General features: G+C 71.3%; 15 protein-coding genes, 1 pseudogene and 1 CRISPR repeat array. Of the genes and pseudogenes, 3 read left to right on the forward strand and 13 right to left on the reverse strand.

Going from position 1 to position 16796, the window contains the following annotated elements; all coding sequences use genetic code 11:
* Positions 1-207 precede the first annotated feature (207 nt).
* The 9 genes and pseudogenes from gatB to ACVWNX_RS08680 form a co-directional block, all read right to left on the reverse strand.
* Positions 208-1719, reverse strand: coding sequence for an Asp-tRNA(Asn)/Glu-tRNA(Gln) amidotransferase subunit GatB (gene gatB, locus ACVWNX_RS08640; RefSeq protein ID WP_454413299.1), 1512 nt, complete (start codon positions 1717-1719; stop codon positions 208-210).
* 15 nt (positions 1720-1734) lie between these two features.
* Entirely contained in the window at positions 1735-1914 is a 180-nt protein-coding gene (locus ACVWNX_RS08645) for a hypothetical protein (RefSeq protein ID WP_454414679.1), read from the reverse strand.
* Between the two features lie 56 nt (positions 1915-1970).
* Complete coding sequence (gene gatA / locus ACVWNX_RS08650) at positions 1971-3473, reverse strand: Asp-tRNA(Asn)/Glu-tRNA(Gln) amidotransferase subunit GatA (protein ID WP_454413300.1); 1503 nt, start codon at positions 3471-3473, stop codon at positions 1971-1973.
* A gap of 5 nt (positions 3474-3478) precedes the next feature.
* On the reverse strand, positions 3479-3775 hold the full coding sequence (gene gatC, locus ACVWNX_RS08655; RefSeq protein WP_454413301.1) for an Asp-tRNA(Asn)/Glu-tRNA(Gln) amidotransferase subunit GatC: 297 nt from the start codon (positions 3773-3775) through the stop codon (positions 3479-3481).
* A gap of 434 nt (positions 3776-4209) precedes the next feature.
* Positions 4210-4666: a CRISPR direct-repeat array (repeat unit 29 nt; unit sequence GTGCTCCCCGCGCGTGCGGGGGTGGTCCC).
* A gap of 127 nt (positions 4667-4793) precedes the next feature.
* Positions 4794-5036, reverse strand: a pseudogene (locus ACVWNX_RS08660) (GNAT family N-acetyltransferase); the annotation flags it as partial.
* A 12-nt stretch (positions 5037-5048) separates the two neighbouring features.
* Positions 5049-5210: a hypothetical protein gene (locus ACVWNX_RS08665; protein WP_454413302.1), complete on the reverse strand. Its 162-nt coding sequence runs from the start codon at positions 5208-5210 to the stop codon at positions 5049-5051.
* An 11-nt stretch (positions 5211-5221) separates the two neighbouring features.
* The gene (locus ACVWNX_RS08670; protein ID WP_454413303.1) at positions 5222-5560 is read right to left on the reverse strand and encodes a lasso peptide biosynthesis B2 protein; all 339 of its coding nucleotides are present in this window, start codon (positions 5558-5560) and stop codon (positions 5222-5224) included.
* Positions 5561-5827: 267 nt separating this feature from the next.
* Positions 5828-7552, reverse strand: coding sequence for an albusnodin/ikarugamycin family macrolactam cyclase (locus ACVWNX_RS08675; protein ID WP_454413304.1), 1725 nt, complete (start codon positions 7550-7552; stop codon positions 5828-5830).
* A gap of 53 nt (positions 7553-7605) precedes the next feature.
* Positions 7606-7752, reverse strand: a complete 147-nt coding sequence (locus ACVWNX_RS08680; protein ID WP_454413305.1) for an albusnodin family lasso peptide — start codon at positions 7750-7752, stop codon at positions 7606-7608.
* A gap of 575 nt (positions 7753-8327) precedes the next feature.
* Here ACVWNX_RS08680 and ACVWNX_RS08685 point away from each other — a divergent pair.
* The 3 genes from ACVWNX_RS08685 to ACVWNX_RS08695 all read left to right on the forward strand — a co-directional run bounded on the left by ACVWNX_RS08685 (position 8328) and on the right by ACVWNX_RS08695 (position 9802).
* Positions 8328-8864, forward strand: coding sequence for a DUF5753 domain-containing protein (locus ACVWNX_RS08685; protein ID WP_454413306.1), 537 nt, complete (start codon positions 8328-8330; stop codon positions 8862-8864).
* Positions 8861-9064: a DUF397 domain-containing protein gene (locus ACVWNX_RS08690; RefSeq protein ID WP_454413307.1), complete on the forward strand. Its 204-nt coding sequence runs from the start codon at positions 8861-8863 to the stop codon at positions 9062-9064. Before ACVWNX_RS08685 ends, ACVWNX_RS08690 begins: the two co-directional genes overlap by 4 nt.
* 132 nt (positions 9065-9196) lie before the next feature.
* Positions 9197-9802, forward strand: a complete 606-nt coding sequence (locus ACVWNX_RS08695) for a GNAT family N-acetyltransferase (protein WP_454413308.1) — start codon at positions 9197-9199, stop codon at positions 9800-9802.
* 366 nt (positions 9803-10168) lie between these two features.
* On the opposite strand, the gene ACVWNX_RS08700 is transcribed toward ACVWNX_RS08695, so the two are convergent.
* The 4 genes from ACVWNX_RS08700 to ACVWNX_RS08715 form a co-directional block, all read right to left on the reverse strand.
* Positions 10169-12352 carry a putative bifunctional diguanylate cyclase/phosphodiesterase gene (locus ACVWNX_RS08700; protein ID WP_454413309.1) on the reverse strand — a complete coding sequence of 728 codons (2184 nt, stop codon included), beginning with the start codon at positions 12350-12352 and terminating at the stop codon, positions 10169-10171.
* A 261-nt stretch (positions 12353-12613) separates the two neighbouring features.
* Positions 12614-14818 (reverse strand): NAD-dependent DNA ligase LigA, encoded by a 2205-nt coding sequence (gene ligA, locus ACVWNX_RS08705; protein WP_454413310.1) that lies wholly within the window; start codon positions 14816-14818, stop codon positions 12614-12616.
* Positions 14819-14835: 17 nt separating this feature from the next.
* A complete protein-coding gene (locus ACVWNX_RS08710) occupies positions 14836-15855 on the reverse strand; it encodes a methionine synthase (RefSeq protein ID WP_454413311.1) in 1020 nt (339 codons plus the stop codon).
* Between the two features lie 168 nt (positions 15856-16023).
* Positions 16024-16716 carry an SDR family oxidoreductase gene (locus ACVWNX_RS08715; protein WP_454413312.1) on the reverse strand — a complete coding sequence of 231 codons (693 nt, stop codon included), beginning with the start codon at positions 16714-16716 and terminating at the stop codon, positions 16024-16026.
* Positions 16717-16796 lie beyond the last annotated feature (80 nt).

Below are 16796 nucleotides of genomic sequence, written 5' to 3' on the forward strand. Positions count from 1 at the left end.
TTTCGCAGGATGAAGAGATCATTTGCCTCATTCGTGACTCTCCTCACGCAAGTGGACGAAAGCTCACATCTGAGCACCGGCGCCGAGGGCACCCGTACCCGACCGGTCCCCTACCGGACGGTCCCGGACCAGCCCCCGGAACGCGCCGAGGGGCGGTGACCGGAGTTCCGGTCACCGCCCCTCGGCGGATGCGCGTACCGCTCGGTGTCAGCCCTCGACGCCGAGCCGGGCCAGGATCAGCTCCTTGACCCGCGCCGCGTCGGCCTGACCACGGGTGGCCTTCATGACGGCGCCCACCAGCGCGCCCGCCGCCGCCACCTTGCCGCCGCGGATCTTGTCCGCGACGCCGGGGTTCTGGGCGATGGCCTCGTCCACGGCGGCGGTCAGCGCGCCGTCGTCGGAGACGACCTTGAGGCCCCGCTTCTCCACGACCTCGTCAGGCGCGCCCTCGCCCGCGAGGACGCCCTCGATGACCTGGCGGGCCAGCTTGTCGTTGAGGTCACCGGCGGCGACCAGCTCCGCGACCCGGGCGACCTGCGCCGGGGTGATCGGCAGCTCGTCCAGGGCGCGCCCGGACTCGTTGGCGCTGCGGGCCAGCTCGCCCATCCACCACTTGCGGGCGGCGGCCGAGCCGGCACCCGCCTCGATGGTGGCGGCGATCGGCTCCACGGCACCCGCGTTGAGGATCGACTGCATGTCGTGCTCGGAGATCCCCCACTCCTCGCGCAGCCGGTTGCGGCGCGCCCGGGGCAGCTCCGGCAGGGTGGCGCGCAGCTCCTCGACCCAGGCGCGGGCCGGGGCCACGGGGACCAGGTCGGGCTCGGGGAAGTACCGGTAGTCCTCGGCCTCCTCCTTGATCCGGCCGGAGGTGGTGGAGCCGGTGTCCTCGTGGAAGTGCCGGGTCTCCTGGACGATCTTCCCGCCCTCGTTGAGGACCGCCGCGTGCCGCTGGATCTCGAAGCGGGCGGCGCGCTCGACGGAACGCAGCGAGTTGACGTTCTTGGTCTCGCTGCGGGTGCCGAACGTCTCGGTGCCCTTGGGCATCAGCGAGAGGTTCACGTCGCAGCGCATCTGGCCCATCTCCATCCGGGCCTCGGAGACGCCGAGGGCCCGGATCAGCTCGCGCAGCTCGGCGACGTACGCCTTGGCGACCTCGGGAGCGCGCTCACCGGCGCCGGTGATCGGCTTGGTGACGATCTCGATGAGGGGGATGCCCGCGCGGTTGTAGTCGAGGAGCGAGTGGGAGGCGCCGTGGATGCGGCCGGTGGCACCGCCGACGTGGGTCGACTTGCCGGTGTCCTCCTCCATGTGGGCGCGCTCGATCTCCACGCGGAAGACCTCGCCGTCCTCCAGCTGGACGTCCAGGTAGCCGTTGAAGGCGATCGGCTCGTCGTACTGGGAGGTCTGGAAGTTCTTCGGCATGTCCGGATAGAAGTAGTTCTTCCGGGCGAAGCGGCACCACTCGGCGATCTCGCAGTGCAGCGCGAGACCGATCTTGATCGCGGACTCGACGCCGGTCGCGTTGACGACCGGGAGGGAGCCCGGCATGCCGAGGCAGGTGGGACAGGTCTGCGTGTTGGGCTCCGCGCCCAGCTCGGTGGAGCAGCCGCAGAACATCTTGGTCCTGGTGCCCAGCTCGACATGGACCTCCAGGCCCATGACGGGGTCGTACGACGCGAGCGCGTCCTCGTACGCCACCAGGTCGGTCGTGACAGTCACGGTGAAACTTCCCTCTCAGCCCAGCAGGACGTCGTCGTCACCGAGGCGCTTGAGCTCCCGGTAGAGGATCGCCAGGCCGGTGACGATGGCGGCGGCGGACACGGCGGCGTCGATCAGACGCAGGGTGTCGTTCTCGGAGCGGGCCTTGCGGGCCTGCTTGGCGACGCTCACGGCGCCGAACGCCGTGGTGGCCATGGACAGGTACGTGCCGGACTTGGACTTCTTGAAGCCCTTGGCCTTGGACAGTGCGCTCACAGCGACGGAGCCTCCTCAAGGAGCGGGTGACCCCAGCGTTCCACGAACGCGGCCTCGACGGCGGCACCGACCTTGTAGAGGCGGTCGTCCTTCATCGCGGGGGCGATGATCTGGAGGCCGACCGGGAGGCCGTCCTCCGGAGCGAGGCCGCAGGGCAGCGACATGGCCGCGTTGCCCGCCAGGTTGGTCGGGATGGTGCACAGGTCCGCGAGGTACATCGCCATGGGGTCGTCGGCGCGCTCGCCGATCGGGAACGCCGTGGTCGGCGTCGTCGGCGAGACGATCACGTCCACCCGCTCGAACGCCTTCTCGAAGTCCCGGGTGATCAGGGTGCGGACCTTCTGGGCGCTGCCGTAGTACGCGTCGTAGTAGCCGGAGCTGAGCGCGTAGGTGCCGAGCATGACGCGGCGCTTGACCTCGTCGCCGAAGCCCGCCTCACGGGTGAGCGCGGTGACCTCCTCGGCGGACCGGGTGCCGTCGTCGCCGACCCGCAGGCCGTAGCGCATGGCGTCGAACCGGGCGAGGTTGCTGGAGCACTCGGACGGCGCGATCAGGTAGTACGCCGACAGCGCCAGGTCGAAGGACGGACAGTCCAGCTCGACGATCTCCGCGCCCAGCTCCCTCAGCAGCTCCACCGACTCGTCGAAGCGCAGCACGACACCGGCCTGGTAGCCCTCGCCGCGGAACTGCTTGACGACGCCGACCCGCAGGCCGGCCACCGAGCCGTTGCGGGCGGCCTCCACCACCGGCGGCACCGGGGCGTCGATGGAGGTGGAGTCGAGCGGGTCGTGCCCGGCGATGACCTCGTGCAGCAGGGCCGCGTCGAGCACCGTGCGGGCACAGGGTCCGCCCTGGTCCAGCGAGCTGGAGAAGGCGACCATCCCGTAGCGGGAGACCCCGCCGTAGGTGGGCTTGACGCCGACGGTGCCGGTGACGGCGGCGGGCTGGCGGATCGAGCCGCCGGTGTCCGTGCCGATCGCCAGCGGCGCCTGGAAGGAGGCGAGGGCGGCGGAGGAACCGCCGCCGGAGCCGCCGGGGATGCGGGTCAGGTCCCACGGGTTGCCGGTGGGCCCGTACGCGCTGTTCTCGGTGGAGGACCCCATGGCGAACTCGTCCATGTTGGTCTTGCCGAGGATGACGACGTCGGCGGCCTTCAGCCGCCGGGTGACGGTCGCGTCGTACGGGGGGATCCAGCCTTCGAGGATCTTCGAACCGACCGTGGTCGGAACGCCCTCGGTGGTGAAGATGTCCTTCAGCGCGAGGGGGACGCCCGCAAGGGGTCCCAGCTCCTCGCCCGCGGCGCGCTTGGCGTCCACGGCGCGGGCCTGCGCGAGGGCGCCCTCGCGGTCCACGTGCAGGAACGCGTGGACCTTCTCGTCGACGGCCTCGATCCGGGCCAGATGGGCCTCGGTGACCTCGACGGCGGTCAGCTCGCCGGAGGCGATCCGCGCGGCGGTCTCGGCCGCGGTCAGCCGGATGATCGTGTTGCTGTCGGCCATGGCGATCAGTCCTCCCCCAGGATCTGCGGAACCTTGAAACGCTGCTGCTCCTGGGCGGGAGCCCCGGACAGCGCCTGCTCGGGGGTGAGCGACGGACGGACCTCGTCCGCGCGCATGACGTTCGTCAGCGGCAGCGGATGGGAGGTCGGCGGGACGTCCTGGTCGGCGACCTCGGCGACGCGGGCGACCGCGCCGATGATGTCGTCGAGCTGACCGGCGAAGTGGTCGAGTTCTTCGCTCTTCAGGTCCAGGCGTGCCAGCCGGGCGAGGTGGGCGACCTCCTCGCGCGTGATGCCAGGCATGCGTCGTTCCTCTGGGGTGAGTGATGGGTTTCGGCCCAATCCTATGGGGCCCGCCCCCCTCTCCGCGAAACCCTTACCCCCACCCCCTCCCCCACCCGGCCACGACCTCCCATACGGACACGACGAACGCCCCCCGCTCCGGAACCCCCCGGGGTGGGCACCGTCGCTCCCGGCGGGACGGGGCCGGGGCCGGACTCCCAGCGCGGGCGGGCTCTCCGCAGGGGCGCGGGACGGGGGGCGGAGGAGGAGCGGAGACGGCGGCAAGCCGCCTCCATCCCGGAGAGGACTGTCTTAACCTGTGCGGAAGAGCGAAGGAGGCCCGCTTGACGGCGAGAGTCGGTATGCGCGAAATCGGCGATGCGAGCGCAATGCCGGAGTTTGAAGTTCTTGCCAAAAACCGGCAGTCGGCTCCATAAAACCGCAGGTCGGCAAGAGTGCTCCCCGCGCGTGCGGGGGTGGTCCCCAGAGCGTCGACCAGGGGTCAACGAGTCAACGAGTGCTCCCCGCGCGTGCGGGGGTGGTCCCTGTCGGCGTCGTCGTGCTGGCGCTGCTCGGCAGTGCTCCCCGCGCGTGCGGGGGTGGTCCCCTCAAGCACGGCCGCGCAGTCACCTACCGATTGTGCTCCCCGCGCGTGCGGGGGTGGTCCCCTGCGCGCGCTGCGGAAGCGCCGCGGCTGGACGTGCTCCCCGCGCGTGCGGGGGTGGTCCCGTGGACCACCTGGTCGTCTCCCCCGGCGGCGTGTGCTCCCCGCGCGTGCGGGGGTGGTCCCTGCCGGTGACAGTCCGGGCAGCGGTAGAACGCGTGCTCCCCGCGCGTGCGGGGGTGGTCCCGGAGAGGTCCGCATCGCATTCGACCACCGCGAGTGCTCCCCGCGCGTGCGGGGGTGGTCCCCGGTCGCCGTTCAGGGACACGAGCAGATCGGCTCCCCACCGGGGCTTCATGGTTTACCGCGGTAAACCATGAAGCCCCGCGTGTGTGGAGACGGTTTCGAAAGGGAGTGGTCCCCGCGCCCAAACCGTCAATCGCCGAGAGCGGCGGTGACAGCGGAGGATCCGGGAAAGTCCTCGGGCAACGCGTCCATGAGCAGTTCGTCCACCGGCTCGCCGAGCCAGTACCCCGACTGCCGGAGTCTCCCGGACGGACGGAACCCGGCCTTCTCGTACGCGGCGATCCCGGCCGCGTTCGGCTCCAGCACCTTCAGCCACACCATCCTGAGTGCAGCCAGATGGAACGCCCAGTCCAGAGTGAGCCGTGCGGCTTCTGCCGCGTACCCCTATCCGGCGGCGCGGACCTCCCACGACTGAGCCCACTGATTGCCGTACCCGAGGATGGTCCGGGCGTCGTTCTCCCACACGTGGTACTTGGGCAGCATGTCCTGCCGGGGCATCCCGAGCGCCAAGGTCTCGCCGGACAGAAGAACGTGCGGGTCACTCACGGTCGTACTCCTCATTCCGGCCCTTGCGTGGCCGGTCCGTCTGGTGTGTACGTGGCGGTATAGAAAGCGATGTCCGCTGATTCCTCGACCGGCTCCCCGTCCGGACCGGTGATCCAGGCGTGCAACCGTACCGGGTCGGTGGCGACCCCGTGCCGCCACTCAGCCCGCCGTCGGGTAACCGCCAGCAGCAGCGCGGCGGCCACCGAATCCTCCAGACACGCCCAACGCATCGGCATGACCCAGGCGGCCCAGCGAACCGCGCGCACAGCGTAGGCGAGCCTGACGCACCGTGGCTGGAGGTAGCTCACGGCCCACGCCAGCGAGTCGCACCAGTCGGGAGAACCGGCCACGACGGGGACCGACAGTCCGCATCACCGCAGCGGCCAGTACGACCGGCACAACGCCGAAACGCCACAACAGAGGTACGTGCCCCGAACCGGGAAGGACTGCCGGCTGTTCGGCAGTTCCCCATGAGGGGACGACATCAGGGAGCCTGACGACGGTCGCGCCCATGGTCGCGGCCTCGTCAGAAGCGGTGCGCAGTTCGGTGCGTCCCGTGTCGTAGTCGATCAGCACGCAGACATGACGGGTGAGTGCGACCACGGTGTTGGTACGGCTCATCGCTCACCTTCCGGTGCCGGGGCGGATCGTTCTGTCCACTCGGTACGCGACGCTCTCCCCACCGCTTCCAACCACGCTTCGGCAGCGAGCACCGAGAGCAAAGGCGGCCAGACCGTCTGCGCACCCAGCGCCGCCCCGCGCATCACGGCCCGCAAGGGCTCGGGATCGACGACGCCCAGTGCGGCCAGCCGTCCGTCCGCGAGGTCGAGAACGTGAGGCAGATTGAGACGCACGCCTTGGTGGAAGTCACCCACGAACAGCCCTTTGGTCGCTCGCTCACGGTGGGGCTCGGGCAGGAGGTCGGCGAAGGTGTCGGCGAGCATGGGCTTGTACCGGCGGGTGGAGAACCGTTGCTCGACGGGCGCTGAAACCACAGCGTCAAGAACCGCACCGTCGAAGTAGGGGTTGTGAAGCCGGATCCCCAGCGAATCCGCGAGTTGAACGTCTGCGCGGGCTGATCGCGCCACGCTCCGGAAGGATCCGACGAACACCGTCTCCGCGCCCTCCCCGGCAGAGAGACCCCCAAGCGGCAGCGGCGGCTTGAGCCAACGGGGTTGCGGCCTTGGCGTGTGGCCGATGCCGACGGTTTCCCCCCTGAAGGCCGCCGAGATGAGCGGCATGGGGCTCTGTCTGCGTAGCCGTGCCCAGCCCATCGCGTCCCCGAGCATCCGTAGCCAGCGCCCCCGTCTGGCCAGACCCGCGAGATGGGCAGGGGCGGGCAGGAACAGATTGTCCCCACCGTCACCGGTCAAGTGGCACATGGAACCCTCCGTGGCCATCGCCCGGAGTTGCTCCGAGAACATCGACCACACAGCGGTGGACGGGGCGGGCTCATCCGTGGCGGGCATCGGGACACCGGTCGGAGCGAATGGCAAGTGGCGGGCACCGAGGGGGAAGAACATCCGGTTCACGCAGGGATGGGTCAACGCTCGCGCGTAGTCCAGGTCCCCACCGTGTGTCACCCCTTCCGGATGCGATGTCACGCTGATGACGCGCCCGTGCCTCGCCGCGAGCAGAGCCAGCGTGGTGGAATCCATGCCTGCGAGATCCGTGGTGGCGCGAGCCCCCTCCACTCGTACCCGCACGCCTTCCCCGAGCGCGCGGCGGAGCGCCGCCGAAGCCTGGGTCGGCGACCGTCTGATCGAGGACCACCATGAGCGCAGCGACAATCCGGATGCCCTGTCCAGCGTGAGCAAGTGTCCGGCCGGCACCGGCCTCATGCCCTTCCACGCGCTACGGTCAGGAGCGGTCGCGTGCTTGTCCCTGAGGAACGTGGTGAGCCATTCGGTGTCCACCCGCCCACCGGACAACGACGACAGAGCCCATGAACTCGACCCCCACACCACCCCGCCCGGCGTGTCCACCGTGTAGAGGGGAGAAGCACCAGCCGCGTCGGTCAGCACTTCGACGCTTCCGGGGACGCGGGTGCGCACCACCGTGTGTGAACCGGCCCATGAGCGGGTGGCCGATGCCAGGTCAGGGCGGGACAGGGCGTCAATGACCTCACGGTCCGAAGCGGAGCACGGACCGAACACGGCGATCCGCGCGGCACCGCGTTCCAGGGCTCTCACATGCCTCTGCTCCTCGTCAGTGGAAACCCACAGCGCCGGGTCGCCCCACACCAGACGCGCTCCCATCGGAATCACCGTGAGCCGCCCGCCGGGCGCGCTCCCGCCGAACCAACGCATTTCACGTGCCTCCGTCCCGGTCTTCCCGTTCACCGCCAGGAGCGGAGGCGGCCCCCGTACCGCGCAGGAGCCGCCTCCATCGTTCATCAGTCGTACGGGTTCTGCTTGGACTCGACGCTGTTCTGGTCACTGCCACGTGTCAGCTCCGCGGCGTCTCCCAGAACGATGACCAGGGGTGCGGCAAGGGCCCGGCCCTCTTCCACCGCACCCGCTGTAGTGGGCTCTTGCGACATACGGTTCCTCCTCAACCACGTGTGACAGGACAACCCCTTGCCTGGTGGAACCGCCCACCGTCGTGCTCAAGGGAAGATCCGGTCGGGCTCATTCGGACCACTGCCCGGAGGTGGCCGGTCAGCGGTCGCGAAGCGCGGGGGCAGGGGGCTCCACGGAACCGGCCCTACACCCATGTCCTTCTGCGTGCACGGAACGCAACCCACTGTGACGTTCGCGGCGTACGCTGACCAGGTAGTCACGTTGGACAACTTCAACTGTCCATGTCCCCCGCGGGAGTTCGCTTGACTGTCGAAAACCAGTCCTACGACGCGAATGGCCCTACCACGTCTCCGCTCAAGCACTTCGGCAGGGAGGTGCGTCTCGAACGCGAACGGCTGCACATCAAGCGCGCCGAGTTGGGCGCGGCGGCCACCTGCGGCTACTCGCTGGTGGCCAAGGTCGAGAGCGGTGACCGCGCACCTCCCAGAGAGTTCGCGGAAGCTTGCGATCTCGTGTTCCCGCACTCCAACGGACGCTTCGTGCGGCTGTGGGAACTCGTGGTCAAGAGCACGTACCCTCATGGTTCCGGCCGTACGTGGAGTTGGAGGCCAAGGCGAGCGCCCTCCGCATCTTCAACCCGACCCTGCTGCCAGGCATCGTCCAGACGCGCCCCTACGCTGAGGAGGTTCTCCGCTCGGGGCGACCGTCCAACCTTGAGGACCTCGTCACGGCCAGACTCCATCGGCAGCACATCCTGATCCGCGCCGAAGCACCGGCGCACCTCTGGCTGGTCCTAAACGAATCGGCGTTGCGCAACCCCGTGGGAGACGCGGCGACCATGCGCGAACAGCTTCGACACCTGCGCGCACTCGCCGAGACCCCCCGCCACCGCGTTCAGATCGTCCCCATGAGACGAACGCTCCATCTCGCTCCCAGCCCGTTCGGGATCCTGTCCTTCTCCGAGGGGGCCGACATCGTGCACGTGGACGGCTTCCCCCGCGGGTATCTCCTGGCCGACTCGGACGATGTAACCCGGGCACAAGAAGCCTATGATCTGTTGGTAGCAACGGCCGCACCGCCGGGTGAGACGGCGGAGTTCCTCGACTCCCTGGTGAAGGACTGTTACTCATGACCCACGTCCACATCCCGGACTGGACCGGTTCTTCCCACAGTGCGGGCAACGCCGGCGAATGCGTTCAGTGGGCCCCTCGCCACGCCGCGGCCACGGGCGAGTACCTGCTCCGCGACAGCAAGAACCCGCACGGCCCCCATCTCGTCCTGACCGCCCACGCCTTTACCGGACTCGTCCAGTTGGCGAAGAACGACGACTGACTCGTCGACGATCACGGCTCTCCCTTCGCCGCCGTGGCAACCAGGGCGGGGCCGTTCAGATGCTCACCTCACGTGAAGCACGTCCCCCACCCCGCCCCACCCCCCGAAGATCGCTAGATGCAGAATGCATGCATGTCGCGAACACACATGATCGAAGCGGCCGCCGTCGTCGATGCCCCGCTGATCGGCCGGGTGTTGGCCCGGGCGTTCGGGGACGATCCGATGATGCGGTGGTTCTTTCCCGAGGACGGCTCGCGGGAGACGTCGATGGCCGCCTACTTCGAGACGATCTTCACTCGGCAGTACCTCCACAACGGTGTGTGCGAGCGCACGGACGGGGCCGTCGCCTTCTGGGTTCCGCCGGAGCGGGCGCGGGCCGTTCCGGACGCGGAGACCATCGGGCGACTGCGGGACATCCTCGGCGACCGGGCCGGGCTGTTCGGGGAGGCCGTCGAGACGGCCGCCCGGCACGCGCCGCGGGAACCGCACTGGGCGCTGGCGTTGATCGGGGCCGACCCCGCCGTCCGGGGGCGGGGACAGGGCGGGGCGCTGTTGCGTGCGGGGCTCGCCCGGGCGGATTCGGCGGGGCTGCCGACCTATCTGGAGTCCTCCAAGGAGTCCAACATCCCGGTGTACGAGCACTTCGGCTTCGTCGTACGCGAGGAGCTGGAGCTGCCCGGGGGCGGGCCGACGCTGTGGTCGATGTGGCGGGAGCCGCAGCCCGCAGCCGGTACCTGACCGGCGTCCGGAGATGAGGCGGTAGTAGCTGGCATCGTGCGTCCCGGAGCCGGTGTCCGACGGGCGTCCGGACAGGAAGTCGTGCATGACCAGGAGTGCGTTCCGCAGCTGGTGCCTGACCTGACGTCATCCGTCCCGAGGCCAGCGGTTAGCGGTCGTCCGTCCCGAGGACGGTGGTCGGCGGGCGGGCGGGCGGCCGGCCGGACCGGGGCTGACGGCTGACGGCTGACGGTCCGGACGTCCGGGTCGGAGCCTCTGGGCGGTGGCCGTTGCGGTGGCCGAGGTGGTCGGTGTGTGGCGCCGTCCGTGCCCGCCCGGCCCGTCGGTCACCCCGTGAGGTGTCCGGGGGCCGTAGGGCGGGGCGGGTCACTCGGTCTCGGTCGCCGGGAGGGTGGTGGCCCGGGGGCGCTGCCAGCCCCGGGCGCCCCGGGCGAGCAGCCAGGCCGTGGCCTCGTCCGGGGGCATCGCCGCGGCGACCAGCCAGCCCTGCACCGCGTCGCAGCCCAGGTCGCGCAGCCGTTCCCAGGTCTCGTCGTCCTCGACGCCCTCCGCGACGACCAGCAGGCCCAGCGAGTGCGCCAGGTCGACCGTGCAGCGGACGATCTCCGCGTCCTCGTTGTCGACGGCGAGGCGGGCCACGAAGGAACGGTCGATCTTGAGTTCGCTGACGGGGAGCCGTCGCAGGTGGACGAGGGACGAGTAACCCGTGCCGAAGTCGTCGAGGGACATCTTCACCCCGTGTCCGGCGAGTCCGGCGAGGGTGTCGGCGGCCCGTTGCGGGTCCTCCAGCAGGACGTGCTCGGTGATCTCCAGCTGGAGCGCCCCGGCGGGGACCCCGTGCCGGGCGAGGCGTCCGGCGACCGCTCCGGCGAAGCCGGGGGTGTGGACGTCGCGGGGGGAGACGTTCACGGCGACCGGGACCTGGAGTCCCTGGGAGCGCCAGCGGGCGACCTGGGCGAGCGCGGTCTCCAGGACGTACTCGGTGAGGTGCGGCATCAGTCCGGAGGACTCGGCTATCGCGATGAACTCGTCCGGGGGGACCCGGCCGCGCTCCGGGTGCACCCAGCGGACCAGGGCCTCCAGTCCGGCGACCTTGCCGTCGAACCGGACCTTCGGCTGGTAGTGGAGCTGGACGTCGCCGGTGTCCAGGGCGCGCCGCAGATCGCCGAGGAGACCGAGGCGGTCGGGGGTGTTGGAGTCCCGCTTGGACTCGTAGACCTCCACCCCGGTGCGGTCCCGCTTGGCCTGGTACATGGCGACGTCGGCGCGGCGCAGCAGGCCCTCCGCGTCGAGGGCGTGGTCCGGGAAGACGGCGAGTCCGGCGCTGGCCTCCAGGACGAGGGTGAGCCCGTCGAGGTCGAGCGGGGAGCCGAGGGCGGTGACCACCGAGCGGGCGACCCGGGTGGCGGAGGTGGTGGAGTCGGCGATGGGCAGGAGCACCGCGAACTCGTCGCCGCCGAGCCGGGCGGCCTCGGCGCCCCGGGGCAGGGCGAGCCGGAGGCGGTCGGCGATCTGGAGGAGCAGCCGGTCGCCGGCGAGGTGCCCAAGGGTGTCGTTGACGGCACGGAACCGGTCGAGGTCGATCAGCATGAGTGCGGACCGCGCGCCGATCCGGTCGGCTTCGTCGATGGCGGCCCAGGTGCGTTCAAGGAGCCACTGACGGTTGGGCAGTTTGGTGAGGGGGTCGCGCAGTTGCTCCTCGGCGCGGGCGCGGGCGATCCAGAGGGTGGAGTCCAGGGCGACCAGGGGGACGACGAACAGCGGCAGCAGCACCGGCATCGCCACGGCGACCACGCAGATCAGCGGGGCTATCCCGAGCAGCGCGGCACCCACCAGGGACTGCCGGGCCAGCGCGGTGCGGGCGATGGTGGGCAGGCCCGCCGGGTTCGGGGTGTGGAGGTACCAGAGCAGCAGCCGGGTGACGGTCAGGTACGCCGCGGCGGCCAGGGTGACCACGGGGACGGTGGAGAGGTCCCAGCTCTCGGGGCGCCACGGCCGTTCGACGGTGGGGACGACCCCGCAGGCGGCGAGGAGCAGGGCTCCCGCGCCGATGCCGAGGATGTCCACCGCGCCGTGGAGTAAGCCCTGTCGCCAGCGGCCCCAGCGGACGATCCCGACGAGCACCACGACCGTGAGGCTGACCATGCCCGCGGGGATCCACCCGTAGAGGAGGAGCACCGCCAGGGTGAGCGCGGAGCCGGAACCGGTCGCCCCCCACCAGCGGCCCCGGCCGAGGGCCACCAGATGACCGACCGTCAGTCCGGTGAGCAGGGCGAGCGACCAGCCCGCCGTGCCGGAGGGGAACAGCGCCCGGTCGCCGCCGATCGCGCTCCAGGCGCCGAGGCCCAGGACGGCGGCGGCGAACGGGACGACCGCCAGGGCGAGCAGGGACCAGGCGCCGCGCGCGGCGGCCGGGTCCGTCTCGGGATAGGGGCGGGCGCCGTGGGTGACGGGCGGACCGGCCGGTGGTCTGCGGCCGGTGAGCCAGGCGCGCGGGATACGGCGGGCGCGCGCGCCCGCGTCCGGGGCGGCCCTCTCGCTCGATTCCATTCCGTCCCTCTCACAGCAGGCGGTGCCCGCACCACGCGTCGGCCCGCCGCGCACCGCCATCGAAACCCGCGTCTGACGACCCGCCACGCAGGGGGGCACGGCAGGTGCTTATTCCCACAGTAGGCCGCGGACCCCGTCCAGGGGCAGCGGTCGGCGGCGGTTGCCCGAATGCGACCGGGCCACCCCTAACCATCTGATATGCGCCGAACGGGTGTCCTTGCGAGGTGGCGCGGGGGCGTTCCGCGAGGGCGGCGGGACCGGCTACTCCTCGACCGGGAGGGCCGCTTCCCGGGCCGCATCGGGGCCCTCTTCGAGGAGGGTCGCGAAGCCGTCCTCGTTCAGGACCGGAACCTTCAGCTGCATCGCCTTGTCATATTTCGATCCGGGATTGTCACCGACGACGACGAAAGACGTCTTCTTCGATACCGATCCGGTCACCTTGGCGCCGAGCGACTGAAGGGCCTCCTTGGCGCCGTCGCGGGTGTGGCGGGCGAGGGTGCCCGTGACGACGACGGTGAGGCCCGCCAGGGGACGGGGGCCCTCGTCCTCCCCGGCGGAGGCGTCCTCCATCCGGGCGCCCGCGGCCTTCCACTTGCGGACGATCTCCTGGTGCCACTCCTCGCCGAACCACTCCTGGACGGCGGCGGCGGTGGTGTCCGCGACCCCGTCGGTGGCCTTGAGTTCGTCGAGGGTGGCCGCGGCGAGCCGGTCGACGGAGCGGAACTCCCGGGCGAGCGCCTCGGCGGCCACCGGGCCGACGTGACGGATCGACAGACCGGTCAGGAAGCGGGCCAGGGGGCGTTCCCTGGCGGCCTTGATGCTCTCCAGCATCGCGAGCGCGTTCTTCCTGGGCTCGCCCTCCTGGTTGGCGAAGACGGTGGCGATCTTCTCCAGACCGGTCTCCGGGTCCCGCTTGGGCAGTCCGCTGTCGGGGTCGAGGACGTACGCCTTGATGGGCAGCAGCTTCTCGATGGTGAGGTCGAAGAGGTCGCCCTCGTCCCTCAGGGGCGGTTCGGCGGGCTCCAGGGGCTTGGTGAGCGCGGCGGCGGAGACATAGCCGAAGTGGTCGATGTCGAGGGACTTGCGGCCCGCCAGGTAGAAGAGGCGTTCGCGCAACTGGGCCGGACAGCTACGGGCGTTGAGGCAGCGCCAGTCGATGTCCCCCTCCTTGGCGGGCTCCAGCCGCGAGCCGCACTCGGGGCACTCGGCGGGCATCTCGAAGGCGTGCTCGCTGCCGTCGCGCAGGTCGACCACGGGGCCGAGGATCTCGGGGATGACGTCACCGGCCTTGCGGATGACGACGGTGTCCCCGATGAGGACGCCCTTGGCCTTGACGACCTCCTGGTTGTGGAGGGTCGCGAACTCGACCTCGGAACCCGCCACCACGACCGGCTCGACCTGGGCGTAGGGGGTGGCGCGGCCGGTGCGGCCGATGCCCACGCGGATGTTGACGAGCTTGGTGTTGACCTCCTCCGGCGGGTACTTCCAGGCGATGGCCCAGCGGGGGGCGCGGGAGGTGGAGCCCAGCCGTCCCTGGAGGGGGATCTCGTCCAGCTTGACGACCACCCCGTCGATCTCGTGCTCCATCGAGTGGCGGTGCGCGCCGTAGTGGGCGATGAACGCGCGGACGCCCTCCAGGGAGTCGACGACCTCGTTGTGGCGGGCGGTCGGCAGACCCCACTCGTGGAGCAGTCCGTACGCCTGGGAGAGGCGGTCGATCTCCAGGCCCTCGTGGGCGCCGATGCCGTGCACCACCATGTGCAGCGGAAGCGTCGCGGTGACCTTGGGGTCCTTCTGGCGCAGCGATCCGGAGGCGGAGTTGCGGGGGTTGGCGTAGGGCTTCTCGCCCGCGGCGACCCGGCGTTCGTTGAGCTCCAGGAAGGCGGCCATCGGGAAGTAGACCTCGCCGCGGATCTCCACCAGGTCGGGGACGCGCTCCCCCTGGAGGCGGTGCGGGATCTCGGCGATGGTGCGGACGTTGGGGGTGATGTCCTCGCCGGTGCGTCCGTCGCCCCGGGTGGCCGCGCGGGTGAGACGGCCGTGCTCGTAGGTGAGGTTGACGGCGAGGCCGTCCACCTTCAGCTCGCACAGGTAGTGGAAGTCGGGGGTGCCGACGTCCCGGGCGACGCGCTCGGCCCAGGCGTCGAGCTGCTCGTCGTCGAACGCGTTGTCCAGGGAGAGCATCCGCTCGCGGTGGCGCACCTCGGCGAGGTCCGTCTCGTAGGCGACGGCGACCCGCTGGGTGGGCGACTCGGGGGTGCGCAGCGAGGGGTGCTCCTCCTCCAGCGCCTCCAGCTCCCGCATCAGCCGGTCGAAGTCGGCGTCGCTGACGACGGGCTGGTCCTTCACGTAGTAGCGGAAGCGGTGCTCCTCGATCTCCTCGGCGAGCCGTGCGTGCCGCTCACGCGCTCCGGCGGGCACCGGTCCGGTCCCGGTCTCGGTCTCTGCGTGCTCTTCGCCGACCACGTCTGTCCTCCCGTTCGTCACTCTGGGTTGTCCGCGAGGGATCTCGCCGCCCGGACGCAGTGGGCGAGGGCCCGCCGGGCGTACTCCGGCGAGGCGCCCGCGAGACCGCAGGCCGGGGTGAGCGTGACGGCGTCACTCAGCAGTCCCGGTCGCAGCCCCAGCCTGCGCCACAGCGTTCTGACACCCCCGACGCTACCGGCCGGGTCTGACAACGGGGCGTCGGTGCCGGGCACGACACCGGCGAACAGCTTGGTCCCGGCCTCCACGGCCTCCCCGATGACCTCGTCGTCACGTTCGGTGAGGAGCGAGAAGTCGAAGGAGACGGCGTCGGCTCCGGAGCGGCGCAGCAGCGCGAAGGGCACGTCGGGGGCGCAGGAGTGGACGACGACCGGGCCCCCGTGGACGGCGAACAGCTCGCGCAGCACGGCCTCCACGGTCTGGCGGTCCACGGCGCGGTGGGTGCGGTAGCCGCTGGCCGTCCTGATCCGGCCGCGCAGCACGGCGGTGAGCGAGGGCTCGTCGTACTGGAGGACCACCTGGGCGCCGGGGACGCGGCGGGAGACCTCCGCGATGTGCTCGCGCAGCCCCTCGGCGAGCGATCCGGCGAGGTCGCGGCAGGCGCCGGGGTCGGAGAGGACGGCCTCGCCGCCGCGCAGCTCCAGGGCGGCGGCGAGCGTCCACGGTCCGACGGCCTGGAGCTTCAGCGGGCCCCGGTATCCCTGGGTGTGCTCCTCCAGGGCGTCGAGGTCCTGGCGGAGCCAGGCGTGGGCGCGGCGGGTGTCGCGGCCGGGCCGGTCGCCGATCCGCCAGCCGCTGGGCTCCACGCGCGCGTAGAGGTCCACGAGCAGTCCGGCGGTCCGGCCGATCATGTCGGCGCCGGGGCCGCGCGCGGGCAGTTCCGGCAGGTGCGGGGTGCCCTGGCCGTCGGCGAAGGTGCCGACGACGGTCTTGACGGCCTCCTGGACGTCCTGACCGGGCAGGGAACCGACGCCGGTGGCGGGGCCGGGCCGGAACTCCGTGGTGTCGTTGTCGCTCACCCCGGAAGCCTACGAGACCGCGCCGTCACCGGTGCGCGGCGCCCGGCTCCCGTGCCCTCTCGCGTCCGGGCGGTCCGCCGCCTCGGGTCCCCGCCCCTGACGTCCCCGCCGCTCACGGCCGCACGCCCCGGCCCCGCTCCCGTGCCTCCGCCGCCGCGCCGGGCGCGGTCAGTGGGCGGTGGGCCGCACCGACAGGTCGTTGATCTCCGCGTCCCGGGGCAGGTCGAGGGCGGTGAGGACGGTGGTGGCGATGGTGTCCGGGTCGCTCCAGCGGGCGGGGTCGTACTCCTTGCCCTCCTGCTGGTGCACCCGGGCCTGCATGGCGCTGGCGGTGCGGCCGGGGTAGACCGAGGTCACGCGGATGCCGGTGCCCTGCTCCTCCTCGCGCAGCGCGTCGGCGAGCGCCCGCAGCCCGTGCTTGGAGGCCGCGTACGCCGACCAGTCGCCCCGGGCGCGCAGCCCGGAGCCGGAGTTGACGAAGACCACGTGGCCCTGGGTGACGCGCAGCTGGGGCAGGAAGTGCCGGGTCAGCTCGGCGGGCGCGATCAGGTTGACGTTGAGCTGGTGGCGCCAGGTCTTCGGGGTCAGTTCGCCGACGGCGCCGAGGTCGATGACCCCGGCGCTGTGGATCAGCGAGTCGATCCGGTCGGGCAGCGTCTGGTGGGAGAACGCCCAGGACAGCTTGTCCGGGTCGGCGAGGTCCCCGACCAGGGTGCGGGCGCCCGGGAAGAGGGCGGCCAGTTCCTTGGCCCGTCCGGCGTCGCGGGCGAGCAGCACGAGGTCGTCCCCGCGCGCGTGGAGCCGTCGTGCCACGGCCGCGCCGATGCCCGATCCGGCCCCGGTGATCAGATGAGTTGCCATGGGGCCATCGTCGCACCCGGCGGTGCCGCTCCCCCGGCCGCGCCCCGGCCCCGGCCCGGTACCTCCCCGGCCCCGTCCCC

This window comes from Streptomyces sp. JNUCC 64 (genome assembly GCF_054484115.1).

Coding starts and splice junctions, on each gene's coding strand:
- ACVWNX_RS08680 (WP_454413305.1), bottom strand. CDS start 7,752: ATGTCGCAAGAGCCCACTACAGCGGGTGCGGTGGAAGAGGGCCGGGCC.
- ACVWNX_RS08700 (WP_454413309.1), bottom strand. CDS start 12,352: ATGGAATCGAGCGAGAGGGCCGCCCCGGACGCGGGCGCGCGCGCCCGC.
- ACVWNX_RS08715 (WP_454413312.1), bottom strand. CDS start 16,716: ATGGCAACTCATCTGATCACCGGGGCCGGATCGGGCATCGGCGCGGCC.
- gatA (WP_454413300.1), bottom strand. CDS start 3,473: ATGGCCGACAGCAACACGATCATCCGGCTGACCGCGGCCGAGACCGCC.
- ACVWNX_RS08645 (WP_454414679.1), bottom strand. CDS start 1,914: ATGGCCACCACGGCGTTCGGCGCCGTGAGCGTCGCCAAGCAGGCCCGC.
- ACVWNX_RS08695 (WP_454413308.1), top strand. CDS start 9,197: ATGTCGCGAACACACATGATCGAAGCGGCCGCCGTCGTCGATGCCCCG.
- ACVWNX_RS08690 (WP_454413307.1), top strand. CDS start 8,861: ATGACCCACGTCCACATCCCGGACTGGACCGGTTCTTCCCACAGTGCG.
- gatC (WP_454413301.1), bottom strand. CDS start 3,775: ATGCCTGGCATCACGCGCGAGGAGGTCGCCCACCTCGCCCGGCTGGCA.